A 15644-nucleotide genomic window follows, 5' to 3' on the forward strand; every position below is an offset into this window, starting at 1 on the left:
TGGCCTGGGTCAGCAAGATGGCCAGCGGCGTGCGCAACTGGTGGGAGGCCTCGGCCAGAAAACCGGCTTGCCGCGCCAGCACCAGCCGATGGCTCGCCATGTGGTGGTTAACGGTTTCGACCAGGGGCTGGACCTCGTGCGGGACATGCGCGGCATCCAGTGGCGCCAGGGCGTCTGGCGGGCTGGCCAGCACCGATTTTCGCAGGCGCTCCAGCGGCCACAGGGACCAGCCCACGCCAAGCCAGACTAGCAGTATCACCGCGGCCAGCATGCGTGCGTCCCTGAACAGCTCCTGGCGCAGGGAACTGGCGGCCGCCTGTTCGCGCGGGCCAGTGCTTTCGGCGGCCTGGATCAGCAATTGATAGGGTCTGCCGTGGCCATCGAGGACCGTGCGGCGCAGCGCCACGACGCGCACCGCATAGTCGTGATAGACGCCGTCGTACCAGACCGGCTCGTGGCTCGCTGGCGAGGCCTGCAGCGTGGAGGGCGGCACCGGCGGCAGGTCGCTGACGCCAATCAGGGTGGTCTCAGGGCCTGAGGCCCGCTCGTCTGTCCTGATGGCCGTCGCCGGCGGGCTGGCCGGGCCGGTGGGGTCGTCCGGGCCCGCGACAAGGGCGACCAGCCCGAGGTGCAGATGCTTGTGCCTGGGCCGCATTTCATCAAACATGGCCTGCACATCAAAAGGTGCGTTCACGCGGATGGTACCGTCGGCGGCCAGCGTCACGCTGTTGTCCAGCGCCGTTACGGGCTCCAGCATGGCTTGGTCGTAGGCGTCCTCCACGATGTCCTTGAGCGCCCGGTAGTCGTTCCAGCTGTCAAAGGCCAGCAGGGCCAAGACGCCGGGCAACAGCAGGGCCAGCAGGCGGACGCGTATGCCAAAGCGGCTTGGCCGCATGCTGCGTGGCGGGTCAGGTGCCGTGGCTGGCATGCGCCATGTCCCTGAGCATGTAGCCCAGCCCCCGGATGGTCACGATCTGCACATCGCTGCCTGCCAGTTTCCGGCGCAGGCGGTGCAGCACCAGCTCGATCGCGTCGGGGCCGGCATTGCTGTCGTGCGGGAACACCTTGCTCGACAGCTGGGATTTGCCCACGGGCGTGCCGCTGCGATGCAGTAGTGCCAAAAGCGCCGCGTTTTCGCGCGGCGTCAGTTGCAGCAGTTCATCTGCCAGCGTGAAGGCGCGGCTTTCATGGTCAAAAGACAGGGACGCGCAACACAGCGGCACATGCGGGCGGCCACGGCTGCGCCGGACCAGGGCCGCCAGGCGCGCTTCCAGCTCATCGAGCTCAAACGGTTTGGTCAGGAAATCGTCCGCACCGATGTTCAGCCCGCGCACCCGGTCCTGCAGCGAGCCCTGAGCGGTAAGCACCAGCACTGGCGTGCGGTTGCCTGCCTTGCGCATGTCGGCCAGCAGCGACAGGCCATGCCGGTCCGGCAGGCGTAAATCGAGCACGATGGCGTCATATTCGGTGACCGCCATCAAGGCCTCGGCGGTGCCCGCATCGGCCGCATGGTCGGGCACAAAACTGCCCTGCTTCAGCGCGCGCATCAGCCAGGAGGCCATATCCAGCTCATCTTCGATCAGGAGTATGCGCATGATTTACGTCGTTAGTTTCAGGCTGTTGGGGGTGCAGGCCGGAGCCTTACTGTTGATGTTCCCGAGGCAAAGGTATTTCATCTCGATGTATTCCTCCATGCAGTGGCGGGAGCGGGTGAAGGGAATCCAACCCTCGTATGAAGCTTGGGGAGCTGCCGTTGTGCGATGGAACTACGTCCGCAGACCTGCACGAATTCTAACGTGGGGACACCGGCCGGTTTTGTCGCGTTAGCCGCAGATGGACGTGATTCTGGCGGTGACGAATGCCAGTCCCTCAGGCCAGACGGATCCGCCCTGCCAGCGCATAAAATTGGTCGGCAAAAGACATCTCGTTGCAGCCCTCCAGCATGAGCTGCCCTTTGCGAATCATGTGCATCAACTCGATGCCAGCGAGAACACATTTTACGGCTTGAAATGATTTGAAATTGAGCATCGGTTTGGTGACGTGTTTGACAGCGCGGTGGTCTTGCTCGACGATGTTGTTGAGGTATTTGATTTGTCGAACGATGATCGGTGTTTCGCCTCTGGCATTGATCTCATTGATCGCCGCCTTGTTGGCGCCGCTCTTGTCCATGTTGACTTTCTCAGGAACATCGTTGGCCTGCATGGCCTTGTCAAAGAAGCGCATGGCCGCTGCCTTGTCGCGCTTGGCGGTCAGAAGAAAGTCGACCGTTTTCCTTGTTTGTCCACGGCGCGGTAGAGATACTTCCAGACGCCTTCGACCAAGATGCAGGTCTCGTCCATTCGCCAGCTCCCGCCAACCTGGTGTTTGTACTTGCGAAACACCTTTTCAAGCAACGGCAGAAACCGTATCGCCCAGCGATTGATCGATGAATGGTCGACAAGCACGCTTCGCTCTTGCATCATTTCTTCCAGATGGCGATAGCTCAACGGATACGCCGCGTACCAACGGATGCATACCAGAATGAAGTCGATTGGGAAGAGCATCCCTTTGGTAGCCAGCATCTCGTTTCAAGCCTTTTCAGTCAAAGCGCTCAGCATAGTCGAGTGGCCGGCTTGACTGTCAACGCGACAGAGCCATATTGGTCAATCACCATGCGGGATCGCGCAGTAGTAAAGGGAAGCGTCATCTTTTGTCATCCTCAAGATGCGAAGCGCGCGGTTGATTAGGGGTTGCGCTTGGGGCAGACGAAGGATGTGATGAGCAAAATGCCTGGTGAGGTCATGGGCCTGTTCGAATATGGACACCCATTTCTCGATGGTAACGGGCGAACGATACTGCTTGTGCATCTTGATGCTTTCATACCGAGCCGGATTTTCAATTTCATGGGCAAATACCAATATAGCAGACTACCTGGTGGCCCTCAGTAACGAAATCAACAATCCTGGTCGCGGCATTCTTGACGCCTACACAGTGTCCCGACTCGGGACACTTTCCGAATTAGTTGGGTCCCCATTCGCTTCATGCGTAATCACGTGTACGCATTCAGGTATTCCTCGAGCTGGTGGAGACACGGCATCTCGTGCAGCTTACAACTGGCAGCCCCGTCAAGTCTGCGGTGGACCTGGGCACCTGCCGGGGTGTCGGATTTACTCATGCGGACTTGGGCTGCCGTCGAGCTTGACGCTGCCGCAGTCTGACCTCGCCCCATGTCGTCGCGAACGCGTCAGCTGTCTGCATTGGAGCTCCCTGACTGAATGATCTTCAGGTTAGGCCCTGCCATCTTGATAAAAACCGAACCATCTGAAAGCGTGATCTCATGTTTTTGTCCAAAAACCCGAGCTTTCCAACTCGCTCCCCAGTTCGGCGCAAATACTCCGGCAAAAAATCCCCTGCCAAGTCAAAAAAGAAGTCAACTTGGTCAAGGCCTTTTTCTTTGGAGGTCTGGATCAAACTCGCCGGGAACCTGGTCTTGGCCAGAATGATCCAAATTGCAGCCATGGCGGGGGTGCCTGGACTGAGGTGGAATGTCAATTCAACGTTTTCATTCGGCAAACCCGCCTGAGCCAAGTTCGCACTAACTTGGCTGTAAATTTCGCCATAGTCGATAGGACTAGTCAGATCGATTTGGTAAAGATCAACTGTCGACGGTTTGTACTTGGCCTTCGCTTCTAGCCAAGAGCAATATCGCTTGCTTCACTCAAAATCGTAGTTTGTCAGCAAATAGACGCGGTCATACCGCTTCTCACCAAGCAACGCTGTGGCTATTGGTCCAAGGTCTTCACCACGCTGAGCCTCCGGGCAGTCGTGATCTGTTTTTCCAATCCATGAGACTAACCAAAATTCAGCTTTCATTGACCAATAGTAAGTTAAGTTGGTATTTGGTAAACAAATTTATCAACGCCAGCCCATTTGACACCATTCCACCTATCTTGGATTGAATAAGTTCAACTCCCGCATTTGTCCCCGTGAGCCAGCCTTTGTGGGCATGACCCGGTTCAGAAGCCAAAAGGGCAACTTCCGTTGTAGCGAAAGTAAATAGAAGGGCGTGACCAGACGCCTCAATCACTCAGATGATCGCCGCAACCAAATCGCGTGGTCTCGCTGTGAAACCGCTTGCGGTGTGCATGGACGGATAGGCGTGTTTACGACTTTAATGTACTGTTTACGACTTTAATTGGTCGGAATATCACTTCAGGCGGGTTTCTGGATCACTCCACCGTCACACTCTTGGCGAGGTTTCGCGGTTTGTCCACGTCGGTCCCACGCGCACATGCCGTGTGGTAAGCCAACAACTGCAGTGGCACCACGTGCAGCAGCGGGCTTAAAGCGCCGTAGTGCTCGGGCATGCGGATGACGTGAACGCCTTCGCTGCTGTCGATATGGCTGTCGGCATCGGCCAGCACATACAGCACGCCGCCGCGCGCACGCACTTCCTGCATATTGCTTTTGAGTTTTTCAAGTAGGCTGTCGTTGGGCGCGACCGTGACCACCGGCATGGCGCTGGTGACCAACGCCAGCGGGCCGTGCTTGAGTTCACCGGCCGGATAGGCCTCGGCGTGGATGTAGCTGATTTCCTTGAGCTTGAGCGCGCCTTCGAGCGCAATCGGGTAGTGCAGACCGCGCCCGAGAAACAGCGCGTTTTCTTTTTTTGCGAAGTCTTCGGCCCAGCTGATGACTTGGGGCTCCAGCGCCAGCACGGCTTGCAGTGCGGCAGGCAAGTGACGCATGGCCTTCAAATATCCGGCTTCTTCTTCCTCGCTCAGACGGCCCTTGGCTTGCGCCAGCGACAGCGTGAGCAGAAACAGGCCAGCCAGCTGGGTGGTGAAGGCCTTGGTGGAGGCTACGCCAATCTCGACACCGGCGCGCGTGATGTAGGCGAGCTTGCATTCGCGCACCATGGCAGAAGTCGCCACGTTGCAGATGGTCAGCGTTTGCGTCATGCCCAAGCTTTGCGCATGGCGCAGTGCCGCCAGCGTGTCGGCCGTTTCACCGCTTTGCGTGATGGTGACCACCAGCGTCTTGGGGTTGGGGACCGAGGTGCGGTAGCGGTATTCGCTGGCCACTTCCACCTGCGTTGGGATACCTGCAATGGACTCCAGCCAGTATTTGGCCGTGCAGCCGCTGTAGTAGCTGGTGCCGCAGGCCAGAATCAAAACCGAATCGATGTCCTTGAACACCCGGTACGCGTCGTCGCCAAACAGCTCGGGGACTATCCCCTTCACACCCTGAAGCGTGTCGGCAATGGCACGGGGTTGCTCGAAGATTTCCTTTTGCATGTAGTGGCGGTACGGACCCAGCTCTGCGGCACCACTGTGGGCGTGCACGGTTTTGACTTCGCGCTCTACCCTGTTGTGATCACGGTCAAACACCCAGTACTTGCCCAGTTGGATGTCCACCAGGTCGCCTTCTTCCAGATACACGATCTGGTCGGTGACGCCTGCCAGCGCCATGGCGTCGCTGGCCAGGAAGTTCTCGGAGTTGTCCTTGCCCACACCCAGGATCAGCGGTGAGCCGGCACGGGCGCCCACGACGCGGTGCGGCTCGTCCTTGCAGAATGCGGCGATGGCGTAGGCGCCATGCAATTGCGCGACGGCCGCCTTGAGCGCTTCAAACAAGTCACCGTCATACAGGCTGTCCACGAGGTGCACGATGACTTCGGTGTCGGTCTGGCTTTCAAACACATAGCCTTTGGCCTGCAGGGCAGCCCGCAGTTCGTCGTGGTTTTCAATGATGCCGTTGTGCACCAGCGCCACCCGGCCGGGGCGGGTCGCACTGTTGGCGCCGGTGCCGTGGCTGAAATGAGGATGGGCGTTGTGGATGGCCGGTGCACCGTGCGTGGCCCAGCGGGTGTGGGCAATGCCGGTGCCGCCTTCGAGTTTGTCAGCGCTAACTTGGCGTTCCAGTTCTGCCACGCGCGAGGTGCTGCGCGCCCGCTTCAAGCCATCAGCATAGACGGCAACGCCGCAAGAGTCATAACCGCGGTATTCCAGCCGCTGCAAGCCCTGTACCAGGATGGGAACAATATTTCTCGTAGAAACTGCTGCAACGATGCCACACATAACACGCTCCAAAAATAGACAATGCCTGATGCTACGCGTTCACTATTTTTTAATGTGATTAATTTATACAATTATTTGGAATTAAATTTCATATATTTCTTTAAATTGAATTAACTTTCATTAAAATTTCACAAATGGAACAAATCAACATAGATGCCACCGACATCATGCTGCTTGACGCCATGCAGGACGACGCTTCGCTCAGCAACCAGGCCCTGGCAGAGCGCGTGCATGTGTCACCGCCAACCTGTTTGCGGCGTGTCAAGCGGCTGCGTGACGCCGGGCTGATTGAACGCGAAGTCGCCTTGCTCAGCCCCGACAAGCTCGCCGCCGCGCTGGGGCACGGACTGACGGCGCTGGTCGAAATCACCCTCGACCGGCAGGGCGTCGAGCAACTGGACGCATTCGAGGATCGAGTGGTGGCCGACGATGCCGTTCAGCAGTGCTACCGCGTGTCGCCGGGGCCGGACTTTATATTGTTGGTGCATGTAGCCAACATGCCGCAGTACTTGGCGCTGGCGCAGCGGCTATTTACCAGCGACGCCAATGTGCGCAACGTCAAGGCATTTTTCAGCACCAAGCGTGCAAAATTTAAGCCGAAAGTGCTTCTAGCCCAATAGGTACGGTCGCAAACAGCTATTATATTAATAGCATAATTCAGCCCACGACCAGCCAGGCCGGTGCAGCCGAAGAGGTTTCTCAACCCTTGGGCTGCTTGACCGGGCGCTTCCAGTTGGCAATGCTGACCTGCTTGGCACGCGCCACCGTCAAAACGCCGGGTGGCGTGTCTCTGGTAATGGTGGAGCCACCGCCCACAGTGCCACCTTGGCCGATGGTGATGGGTGCCACCAGCACGCAGTTGCTGCCAATGTGCACGTCGGCTTCAATCACCGTGCGGTGCTTGTTGGCGCCGTCGTAATTGGCAGTGATGCTGCCGGCGCCATAGTTGACGCGTTCGCCCACCGTGGCGTCGCCCAGATAGGCCAGATGGTTGGCCTTGGCACCCCTGGCGAGAGTGGAGTTCTTCACTTCGACAAAGTTGCCGATGTGCACTTCGGCGCCGAGGTTTGCACCGGGCCGCAGGCGGGCAAACGGGCCAATCAGCGCGCCTTCGCCGACTTGCACGCCGAGCTTTTCGCCGTCGATATGGGTAAACGGGTGAATCACCGCGCCTGCGGCAATCGTGGCGTTGGCAATCACGCAGTTGGCGCCCACATGTACGCGGTCGCCCAGGCTCACCCGGCCTTCAAACACGCAGTTCACGTCAATCTCGACATCCTGGCCGCAAGCCAGCGTGCCGCGCACATCCAGCCGCGCCGGGTCGGCCAGCCGCACGCCCTGCTCCATCAAGGCCGTGGCCTGGCGAAGCTGGTACACGCGTTCCAGCTCGGCCAGTTGCACGGGGCTGTTCACACCGGCCACTTGCGCGGCATCGGTGATCTGGTGCGCCACCACGGCTACACCGTCGGCCACGGCAAACTTCACGATGTCGGTCAGGTAGTACTCGTTTTGGGCATTTTTATTGTCCAGCCGGGCCAGCCAGCCGCGCAGCAGGCGCGTGGGAACGGCCATGATGCCGCTGTAAATTTCATGGATGGCGCGCTGGGCTTCGCTGGCATCCTTGTGCTCGACGATGGCGCGCACCTGGGCGGAAGCCTGATCGCCGGCCCGAACAATGCGCCCGTAGCCCGTGGGGTCGGCCATTTTCAGCGTCAGCAGCGCCAGTCGCTGGCCGTCGCTTTGATCCAGCAGCGCCTGCAAGGTGGCGGCCTGAGTGAGCGGCACGTCACCCGACAGCACCAGCGTGACACCGTCGTCAGCCAGCAGCGGCAGCGCTTGCTGCACTGCGTGGCCGGTGCCGAGCTGCGGCTCCTGACGTACGAACTTCAAGCCTAAATCATGACCAAAAGGGTCTTTAGCATCCGCCACCCGGGCGCAGGCTGCTTCAACTTCCATAGCGCCGTGGCCAGTGATCACGACCGCCTGGCGCGCCGACAAGCGGGCGGCGCAGTCAATCACATGCGCCAGCAAGGCACGGCCGCCCAATCGGTGCAACACTTTGGGCCGTGTGCTTTTCATCCGTGTGCCTTTGCCCGCGGCCATGATGACGACATCAATTGGGGTTGCCATGAAATTTCCTGTGAATTTTTTTGCTTGTGAAGCGTCCGGCAGCGCTGGCTGGACTGCGATTTTGTATACGGATTATCGGTCTGTTGGCATTGGCCGGGCTGCTGCAAGCCTGCAGGTCAAGGACGGCCTGAACAAGCTCCAGATGTGGCACCTGAAAACCCAGTTGCCTGGCTCTATGGACGCACTGCAAAAGCTGCAGCAGAAATTTTCCCTGCAAGGCCTCTGCACGACAACTTGAAAAGACCGCTACACAAGCGGTACTTCTTTCGGTGGCGTTTCGTAATAGTCGGCAATGCGCTGCAGCGCTCTCGGATTGAGCAAGCGCAACCGCCCGTTCCTGAGCTCGTGCAGACCCAACTGCTGCAAGCGCCGCAGAGTTTTGTTGGTGTGCACCAGTGACAAACCCAGCGCGTCGGCAATGTGCTGCTGGTTGAGGGGGAATTCGATGGAGCCTCCCTCGGCCAGGCCGATGCGATCCAGCCTGCGGTATAGGTGCATCAGCAACATGGCCGCGCGCTCGGTCGCATTGCGCCGGCCGACGGTGAGCAGGTTGTCGTCGACCATGCCTTCTCCCCGGGCCGCCAGCCAGGTGATGTCATAACCCAGGCTGGGATATTCACGAAAGAGCTTCCAGAGGCCGTCTCGCGGGAACACGCACAGGGCGACATCGCTGATGGCTTCAATGCCGTGCGTGGCCCCACCTGAAAACTCCTGCTGCAAGCCGACAAAGTCGCCAGGCAGCAGAAAATTCAGTATCTGTCGGCGGCCATCGCTCAAGGACTTGTAGCGAAATGCCCAGCCCGAATACAGCGTGAAGAGTTTGCCGTTGGACTTCTGCTCATAAATGACCGCACCACCCGCAGGCACAACGGAAGCCCCGCTGCGGAAAGCTTCAATGAACTCAAGCTCATCCGGTTTGACCGGCATGAAAGCGTCCGTTTGGCGTAAGCGGCAGCCTGCGCAGCTAGGCGGGCAGATTCCGGAGGATGCAGTGGAGTTATTCATGTAGGACGAAATTCAGGTGTCTACGCTGTGTCTTTTCACATTGCCCGGTTTTCTACAGCCCGCTACATTTGCCCGAAATGACGAACAAAACAAGCAGTTTTTACGAAGTCCTTTACGTTAGCACTATTGCGCCCGAAGCGCCCATCAGCATCGTTGCGAACATTGCAGGGAAAGCTCGCCCGGCCAATCATGAGCGGGATATCACGGGCCTGCTTATCTTTGATGGCATGCGCTTTTGCGAGCAACTGGAGGGCCACCGGGAGGGGGGTTCTGGCACTGCTGGAACGCATTCGCCACGATCCCCGCCACATCAATGTCGAAATCCTGCATCACGGCCCCCTTGTCGAACGAAGGTTCAAACGCTTCAGCCTGGGATACACCTCGGCGGAAAATGACGACGCCTTGTGCCAGCTTGAACAATTAAACGGACAACCTGCCGTCGACGCTTTTGTGGCACTGCTTTCAACACTTGCCTGGGATTCCTGAACCGGGTGCCAGTTCACCAGCGGAATGCTTTGAGCCACGCCACCGCGCTTAGCGCCAACTGCTCCAGCGGCGCATCGGCCGCCAGGGCCAGCACGCCGGGTTCGGCCGACGGATCCTGCAAGGCCTCAAACTGGCTGGCCACCAGGCTGGGTGGATAAAAATGGTCAGCCCGCTGGCCAACGCGCCGCAGGGATTCCGCCTCGGTAATCGCCAGGTGCACAAAATGCAGCCGGTCAGCGGCACCGCGCAAGCTGTCACGGTAAGCGGCTTTCAGCGCTGAGCAAGTCAGCACAACGCCCTCGGGATGGCGAGCCAGCTCGGACCCCAAAGTGTGCAGCCAATCGGCGCGATCCTCGTCCGTGAGTGCGATGCCTTGCTGCATCTTGCGGATGTTGCCCGGCGGGTGAAAGTCATCGCCTTCTATCAGGGGCAGGGCCAGTTGCTGCGCAATCAGGCGGCCGACGGCCGATTTGCCGCAACCTGCCACGCCCATCACCACCACCTGAATGGCCGGAAGCATTTCTGCATCAAGGAGGGACCGCGGTGCGGGTGCAGGAGGACTATCGGAAACAGTGGTCATGGTCAAATTATCGCGGCTGCAGAGGCGCGCAACATTCGGCAGCGGGGAAACGCTCAAGGGACTGGTTAACGAACCGGTTCTCCAAGCGCCTGCGGCGCGTGGCGCTTCAACAGCCGGCCGGCGCGCGCCTGCAGCCGGGCTTCACCGGTGTCACCAGCGTCTGCGCTATAAGCCAGTGCGCCATTGACGAAGACCTTTTCGATGCCTTCAGACAGAGCAATCGGTTCCTCGTAGGTCGCCACATCACGCACGCGGGCCGGATCCAGCACCACCACGTCGGCATGCCAGTTCACCTGCAGTTGGCCGCGCTGGTGCAGCCGGAAATTGCGGGCCGACAAGCCGGTCATCTTGTAGATGGCCGTTTCCAGCGAAAAGAGTTGTTGCTCGCGCCAGTAGCGCGCCAGCACGCGCGGAAATGCACCCCACAGCCGCGGATGCGGATGTTGGTCATGCGGCAAACCGTCCGAGCCGATCATGGTCAAGGGGTGGGCAATGACGCGTTTCACGTCGTCCTCATGCATCTGGAAATAGCAGGCGCCACCGGGCTGCAGCCGGCGGCAGACGGTTTTCTGGTCAACGCCCCATTCGGCCGCAATGGAGGCGAGCGTGCGGCCCGTCATTTCAGGATGCGGCGTGGACCAGCTCACGAGCACGTCGATCACGCCATCGACGAGATCCTCGCGCAGCACGGTGGAGCCTGCCACGTAAGGGTAGACATCCATGGCCACGGGTTGGCGGCTGGCAAGTGATTCAATCAGCGGCAGGGTTTCCTGCGTGCGCCCCCAGTTGGCCGGGCCGGCACATTTGTGGTGTGAAATGATCAAGGGCACGCCGGCACGAAAGGCCGTATCGCCGGCCTCATGAAGCGCTTCGATGATGGCCTGCATCTCGCTGCGCAGGTGGGTGCTGTACACCCCGCCGAACCGCGAGACCACCTGGGCCAGACGAACCACTTCTTCCGCAGGCGCGGCAAAAGCCTCCTCATAAAAAAGGCCAGACGACAGGCCGCTTGCACCGCCCTCCATGCAGTGCGTGAGCAGCGCACACATGGCGTCGAGCTCGCTGGCGCTGGCCGGGCGGGTCAGGTCGCCCACGCAGGCAAAACGCAAGGTGGTGTGGCCAATCAGCACCGCCACATTAACCGCCGGCTGTGCGGCTGCCAGCGCGCGCTCATAACTCTCCACGGAATCAAAGCGGAATGAATCGGCACCGAGCAGATTCAGCGGTGGCTCGGGCTTCTTCACCACAAAAGGCGCCAACGAAATGCCGCAGTTGCCGGTGATAACAGTGGTGATGCCCTGAGAGACCTTGGGCAGCATGTCGGGGTGCTTGAGCACAATCGCGTCGTCGTGCGTATGCACATCGATGAAGCCGGGCGTGATGGCCAGGCCGCTGCAATCCACGCAGCTCACCTCTTGCAGCCTCAGACCCTCCGGCAACTGGTGGCGCAGATCCTTGCCCACCGCCGCAATGCGGTCGCCCACCAGCAGCACATCGCCGATCCAGCCGCCGGCACCTGTGCCATCAACAACCAGTCCATTCTCAAGCAGGGTAGCGCGCGTCATTTGAGTTTTCTTTCGTTGAATTTGAGTTTGCTTTCGTTGACTGCGGCGACGGTGTCCCAATCAAGCCTGGCGTAGTGCCGCATGTCCACACCGCGCGTGCTGAGCACATCACGCACGCCTCCCAGACGCTTGACAGCCAGATCCCCCAGTCGCTGCGCCACCAGCACCGTGACGATTTCAATCACGGTGAGGTGTACCAGGTAGGCCTCGGTACCCACATGCATGACCGGATCTTCCGGGACATGGATGCCCAGCACAATGTCGGCGTGCTCAGCCAGTGCGGTCCCCTGCTGGGTCAGGGCAATCACTGTGGCGCCTTGCGAGCGGGCAACGTCCACCGCTTCGATCAGCGACGGCATGCCGCCGACATGCGAAATGGCAAACACCACGCCCTGGGTACCCATGGTGGCCGCCGAAACCAGCTGCAAATGAATGTCCAGATAAGCATTGGAGACCAACCCCAACCGGAACAGCCGGGCTTGCATGTCGGAAGCCATGAAGCTGGAGGTCACGCCCACGCTGTAGCAATCCACGCGGCTGGCGCGAACGATGGCGTCGGCTGCCGCTTCCACCGCCGCCACACTGAGCTGCGCCTGCACACCGCTGACCGCGGTGGAGGCACCCTTGATGACTTTGGAGATGACTTCCTGCGTGCCGTCATGGAGCTGCACCCGGCGATGCAGCGGCGAACCGCTGACGGCCATTTCCTGCGCCAACGCCAGCTTGAACTCGCGCAGGCCTTGGTAGCCCAGGTCACGGCAGGTGCGCATGACGGTAGGCACCGAACTGCCTGCCCGCTGCGCCAACTGCTCAAAACTTTCATCCAGCACACGCTGGGGGTCTTGCAGGATAAGCGTCAGCACGCTGCGCCTGGACGTCGGCGCGTTCGCCATGGTCTCGGCAATTTTGGCAAGAACTTTTGAAGTCACGAAGTGGTCATGAGTTAGTTTGGGCTGACGTGAATCAATAAAGGCAGGTCGCGAAAAATCAGAAACAGGTCACTAGGGCATCGCAAACCACATAGTTTTCATCAACCACCGGCATCCACCGCCATTTGTCAAACGTGGTGCAGGGGTGCGAAATACCCAGCGCCACCAGGTCGCCGACCTGCAGCGCCGCATGCTCGGGTCCGGTACCACGCAAATAAGCGTGCTGGTCGTTCAAGCCGCTGACCTTCCAGTCGGCCGGCGCATCGGTGACGGCACCGCTACCCAGCTTGCAAAAAGAGATCGGGATGGGCAAATCAAGATCGTAGGAAATGTCGCGCTTGCCCACGGCGAGGATCACCAGGCCGGGCTCGGGGCAAGACTGCACTGAAGCCCAGACCTCCATCGCCGCCTGCAGGCCGTCGCTGCAGCGCAGGCGCGAATTGACCGCGCTGACCATGCGTTTATAAAACCCGTGGTCGTGCGTCACGTAGCAGCCCGATCGCAACAGGCCGCGCACCGGCCGCGAGAGTTCGGGCTTGAGCCGGCTCGCCACCAGGTCGAAAATCGCCGAACCGCCGGCGGTGACCAGCACCTCTTCGTTGTCAAAAAAATGCTGCTGATCACAGACGACGGCAATGTCGCAAACGCGCTGCATCAGCGCCGCGGCATATGCCTCATCCGCCGCTGATTGCCCGGTCGCGCCCAGGCCTTCGTAGCACTCGATGCCGACCAGACGGCATGCCGGGCTGTCATGAAGGCGCCGGGCCAGCGTCAACGCGTCTTGCTGGCTGCGGCAACCGGTACGGCCGCCCTCGACTCCGATTTCCAGCAAGACCTCAAAAGGCCGTACGGATGCCTGGGGCTGGTTCTGCGACAGGTACCAGGCTTCAATCAGCGCCAGTTGCGCCATCGAGTCCACCAGAAACGCCACACGCAGTCCGGTGTGTTCACGCTGCATGTCCTGAATGCCGGCCAGATCAACCGCGGCGAACACCTGGTTGGCAATCATGCAGCGGCGCGCACCCACCGATACACCGGCACGCACCTGAGCCACGGTGGCAAAGGTCAGGCCCCAGGCCCCCTCATCCAGCTGGCGCTTGAGCAGTTGGGGCGACATGGTGGTTTTGCCGTGCGGCGCCATGTCAAGGCCGTGGTCGGCAGCGAAGCGCTGCATCCACGACAGGTTGTGCTGCAGGGCCTGCTGCTTGATGAGTGCCAGCGGCAGCGGGAGATCACCGTCAAGCACGCGCCAGTGCTGGGCGGCAATCTGCGAGCGACGCAAGGGCGGGCTGGTATGCGGAAAGCCCTTGAAAGAGCGGTCAATCTGCGGGTCGAGAATGTCTTGTAAAGTGGTCATGAATGAGTCCTTTTTGTTACGCCGTCACCAGCGCGATGTCATCGCGGATGCAGGCTTTGAAACGGCCCTGTCCCATGTCCCGCAATTCGGGGCGGACGCCAGAGCAGGCGTCGATCACGTGGGGGCAGCGGGTACGGAACACGCAACCGGAAGGCGGGTTCACGGGGCTGGGAATGTCACCCTTGAGCGCAATGTGCTCGCTTTTTTGCTCGGGGTCGGGCTTGGGTGAGGCGGCCAGCAGCGCCTGGCTGTAGGGATGCAAAGGCCGCGCAAACAGCTCGGCCGTAGGCGCCACTTCCATCACGCGGCCCAGGTACAGCACCACCACGCGGTCGCACAGGTACTCCACCACATCCAGGTCGTGCGAGATGAACAGCATGGTCAGCGACAGGCGGTCGCGCAGGTCGCACAGCAGGTTGACCACCTGCGCCTGAATCGACACATCCAGCGCGGACAAGGGCTCGTCAGCCACGATGAACTCGGGCTCAACCGCGAGGGCTCGGGCCACACCAATCCGCTGGCGCTGGCCGCCAGAAAATTCATGCGGATAGCGGCTGGCATGCTCGGCGCGCAGACCGACCAGTTCCAGCAACTCGGCGATACGCTCGTCCCGGACTTTCCGGCCTTTGGCGAGACCATGCACCTGCAAGGCCTCACCCAGAATATCCTTCACGCGCATTTTCGGATTCAGGCTGGCGTAGGGGTCCTGAAAAATCATCTGCAGCTTGCTGCGCAGGGCGCGCATGCGGGAACTTGATGCCGCGCCCAGGTCTTCACCCCGGTACAGCACCTGGCCCGACGTGCTCTCAATCAGGCGCAGCAGGGTGCGCCCAATGGTGCTTTTGCCCGAACCTGATTCGCCGACCAGCCCCAGCGTTTCACCGGCCTGAATGGAAAAGGAAACATCGTCCACGGCCCGCACCGGTTTGACAGGCGAGCCGAAATAGCGGTGCAGTTGTTTGACTTCGATCAGCGGCGCGCTCATGCGGGGCTCCTGTGCAATGCGGCGGCGCGGGCGGCGGGGGTAAGGATGCAGCGCACGTTGCGCTGCGCGTTTTCTGCTTCTTGCTGCAAGTCTGGCATGGCGCTGCGACAGGCATCATGGACATGGTCGCAGCGCGGCTCAAACGCACAGCCCGGCGGCGGTGCCAGCGGGCTGGACACCTGGCCGCGAATGGCATAGAGGCGCCGCTTGCCGCCGCCGGCCAGCTCGCGCTTGCGCTGCTGCGCCGGCAGGCAGGCCAGCAAGCCCTGCGTGTAGGGGTGCTGGGGCGAGGCAAAGAGCTCCCTCACAGGGGACGACTCAACAATGCGGCCCGCATACATCACCGCCACATCATCGGCGTGGTGTGCCACCACCCCCAGGTTGTGCGTGATAAACAGGATGCTCATGCCGGTCTCAAACTGCAGGCGCCGCATCAGCTCCAGAATTTGCGCCTGGATGGTCACATCCAGCGCCGTGGTCGGTTCGTCGGCAATCAGCAAGGTCGGGTTGCAGGCCATGGCCAGTGCGATCATCACGCGCTGGCGCAT

18 protein-coding genes and 1 pseudogene are annotated in these 15644 nt (G+C 60.5%); 5 read left to right on the plus strand and 14 right to left on the minus strand.

The genetic code is table 11. The features are described from left to right. From B3F77_RS03375 to B3F77_RS03385, 3 genes are all read right to left on the minus strand, one after another. On the minus strand, positions 1-928 hold a 928-nt coding region (locus B3F77_RS03375), incomplete at its 3' end, for a sensor histidine kinase N-terminal domain-containing protein (protein ID WP_293603589.1). After that, positions 909-1595 carry a response regulator gene (locus B3F77_RS03380; protein ID WP_293603590.1) on the minus strand — a complete coding sequence of 229 codons (687 nt, stop codon included), beginning with the start codon at positions 1593-1595 and terminating at the stop codon, positions 909-911. The genes B3F77_RS03380 and B3F77_RS03375, both read right to left, overlap by 20 nt. A 274-nt stretch (positions 1596-1869) precedes the next feature. Then, positions 1870-2561, minus strand: a protein-coding gene (locus B3F77_RS03385; protein WP_414702947.1) for an IS6 family transposase whose coding sequence is annotated in 2 segments (ribosomal slippage) — positions 1870-2279 and positions 2279-2561 — 693 coding nt in all. Because the reading frame shifts where the segments join, the coding sequence is not laid out codon by codon here. A gap of 219 nt (positions 2562-2780) precedes the next feature. Here B3F77_RS03385 and B3F77_RS20885 point away from each other — a divergent pair. Next, a complete protein-coding gene (locus B3F77_RS20885) occupies positions 2781-2927 on the plus strand; it encodes a hypothetical protein (RefSeq protein ID WP_414702949.1) in 147 nt (48 codons plus the stop codon). Positions 2928-3261: 334 nt separating this feature from the next. Here B3F77_RS20885 and B3F77_RS03390 read toward each other — a convergent pair. The 3 genes and pseudogenes from B3F77_RS03390 to glmS all read right to left on the minus strand — a co-directional run. Beyond that, positions 3262-3630 (minus strand): annotated as a pseudogene (locus B3F77_RS03390) (RNA repair transcriptional activator RtcR family protein); the annotation flags it as partial. A 63-nt stretch (positions 3631-3693) separates the two neighbouring features. Then, positions 3694-3852, minus strand: coding sequence for a hypothetical protein (locus B3F77_RS03395; RefSeq protein ID WP_293603592.1), 159 nt, complete (start codon positions 3850-3852; stop codon positions 3694-3696). A 356-nt stretch (positions 3853-4208) separates the two neighbouring features. Continuing rightward, complete coding sequence (gene glmS / locus B3F77_RS03400) at positions 4209-6059, minus strand: glutamine--fructose-6-phosphate transaminase (isomerizing) (RefSeq protein WP_293603593.1); 1851 nt, start codon at positions 6057-6059, stop codon at positions 4209-4211. Between the two features lie 134 nt (positions 6060-6193). Between glmS and B3F77_RS03405 the strand changes: the two genes are divergently transcribed. Then, a complete protein-coding gene (locus B3F77_RS03405; RefSeq protein WP_293603594.1) occupies positions 6194-6679 on the plus strand; it encodes an Lrp/AsnC family transcriptional regulator in 486 nt (161 codons plus the stop codon). A gap of 79 nt (positions 6680-6758) precedes the next feature. Here B3F77_RS03405 and glmU read toward each other — a convergent pair whose 3' ends face one another. Beyond that, positions 6759-8189, minus strand: coding sequence for a bifunctional UDP-N-acetylglucosamine diphosphorylase/glucosamine-1-phosphate N-acetyltransferase GlmU (glmU, locus tag B3F77_RS03410; protein ID WP_293603595.1), 1431 nt, complete (start codon positions 8187-8189; stop codon positions 6759-6761). Between glmU and B3F77_RS03415 the strand changes: the two genes are divergently transcribed. Further along, on the plus strand, positions 8188-8427 hold the full coding sequence (locus tag B3F77_RS03415) for a hypothetical protein (RefSeq protein ID WP_293603596.1): 240 nt from the start codon (positions 8188-8190) through the stop codon (positions 8425-8427). The genes glmU and B3F77_RS03415 overlap by 2 nt on opposite strands. Before the next feature lie 8 nt (positions 8428-8435). Here the strand turns inward: B3F77_RS03415 and B3F77_RS03420 are convergent, their stop codons facing one another. Beyond that, positions 8436-9116 (minus strand): Crp/Fnr family transcriptional regulator, encoded by a 681-nt coding sequence (locus B3F77_RS03420; protein ID WP_414702948.1) that lies wholly within the window; start codon positions 9114-9116, stop codon positions 8436-8438. Between the two features lie 155 nt (positions 9117-9271). Between B3F77_RS03420 and B3F77_RS03425 the strand changes: the two genes are divergently transcribed. Both B3F77_RS03425 and B3F77_RS20755 read left to right on the plus strand, forming a co-directional pair. Further along, positions 9272-9589 (plus strand): BLUF domain-containing protein, encoded by a 318-nt coding sequence (locus B3F77_RS03425; RefSeq protein ID WP_349678371.1) that lies wholly within the window; start codon positions 9272-9274, stop codon positions 9587-9589. Beyond that, positions 9504-9680: a hypothetical protein gene (locus B3F77_RS20755; protein WP_349678375.1), complete on the plus strand. Its 177-nt coding sequence runs from the start codon at positions 9504-9506 to the stop codon at positions 9678-9680. The genes B3F77_RS03425 and B3F77_RS20755 overlap by 86 nt, the downstream gene beginning before the upstream one ends. Before the next feature lie 13 nt (positions 9681-9693). Here B3F77_RS20755 and B3F77_RS03430 read toward each other — a convergent pair whose 3' ends face one another. From B3F77_RS03430 to B3F77_RS03455, 6 genes are all read right to left on the minus strand, one after another. After that, positions 9694-10260, minus strand: a complete 567-nt coding sequence (locus B3F77_RS03430) for a gluconokinase (protein ID WP_293603598.1) — start codon at positions 10258-10260, stop codon at positions 9694-9696. A gap of 65 nt (positions 10261-10325) precedes the next feature. Next, positions 10326-11825: an N-acyl-D-amino-acid deacylase family protein gene (locus tag B3F77_RS03435; RefSeq protein ID WP_293603599.1), complete on the minus strand. Its 1500-nt coding sequence runs from the start codon at positions 11823-11825 to the stop codon at positions 10326-10328. Further along, positions 11822-12754 (minus strand): MurR/RpiR family transcriptional regulator, encoded by a 933-nt coding sequence (locus B3F77_RS03440; RefSeq protein ID WP_293603600.1) that lies wholly within the window; start codon positions 12752-12754, stop codon positions 11822-11824. Before B3F77_RS03440 ends, B3F77_RS03435 begins: the two co-directional genes overlap by 4 nt. A 58-nt stretch (positions 12755-12812) precedes the next feature. Further along, complete coding sequence (locus B3F77_RS03445) at positions 12813-14111, minus strand: amino acid deaminase (RefSeq protein WP_293603601.1); 1299 nt, start codon at positions 14109-14111, stop codon at positions 12813-12815. Positions 14112-14127: 16 nt separating this feature from the next. After that, a complete protein-coding gene (locus B3F77_RS03450; protein ID WP_293603602.1) occupies positions 14128-15096 on the minus strand; it encodes an ABC transporter ATP-binding protein in 969 nt (322 codons plus the stop codon). Continuing rightward, positions 15093-15644: ABC transporter ATP-binding protein (locus tag B3F77_RS03455; RefSeq protein ID WP_293603603.1), on the minus strand; the 552-nt coding region annotated here is incomplete at its 5' end. The genes B3F77_RS03455 and B3F77_RS03450, both read right to left, overlap by 4 nt.

Origin of the sequence: Polaromonas sp. UBA4122 (assembly GCA_002381615.1) — a bacterium.
Classification (GTDB): Bacteria; Pseudomonadota; Gammaproteobacteria; order Burkholderiales; family Burkholderiaceae_C; genus Polaromonas.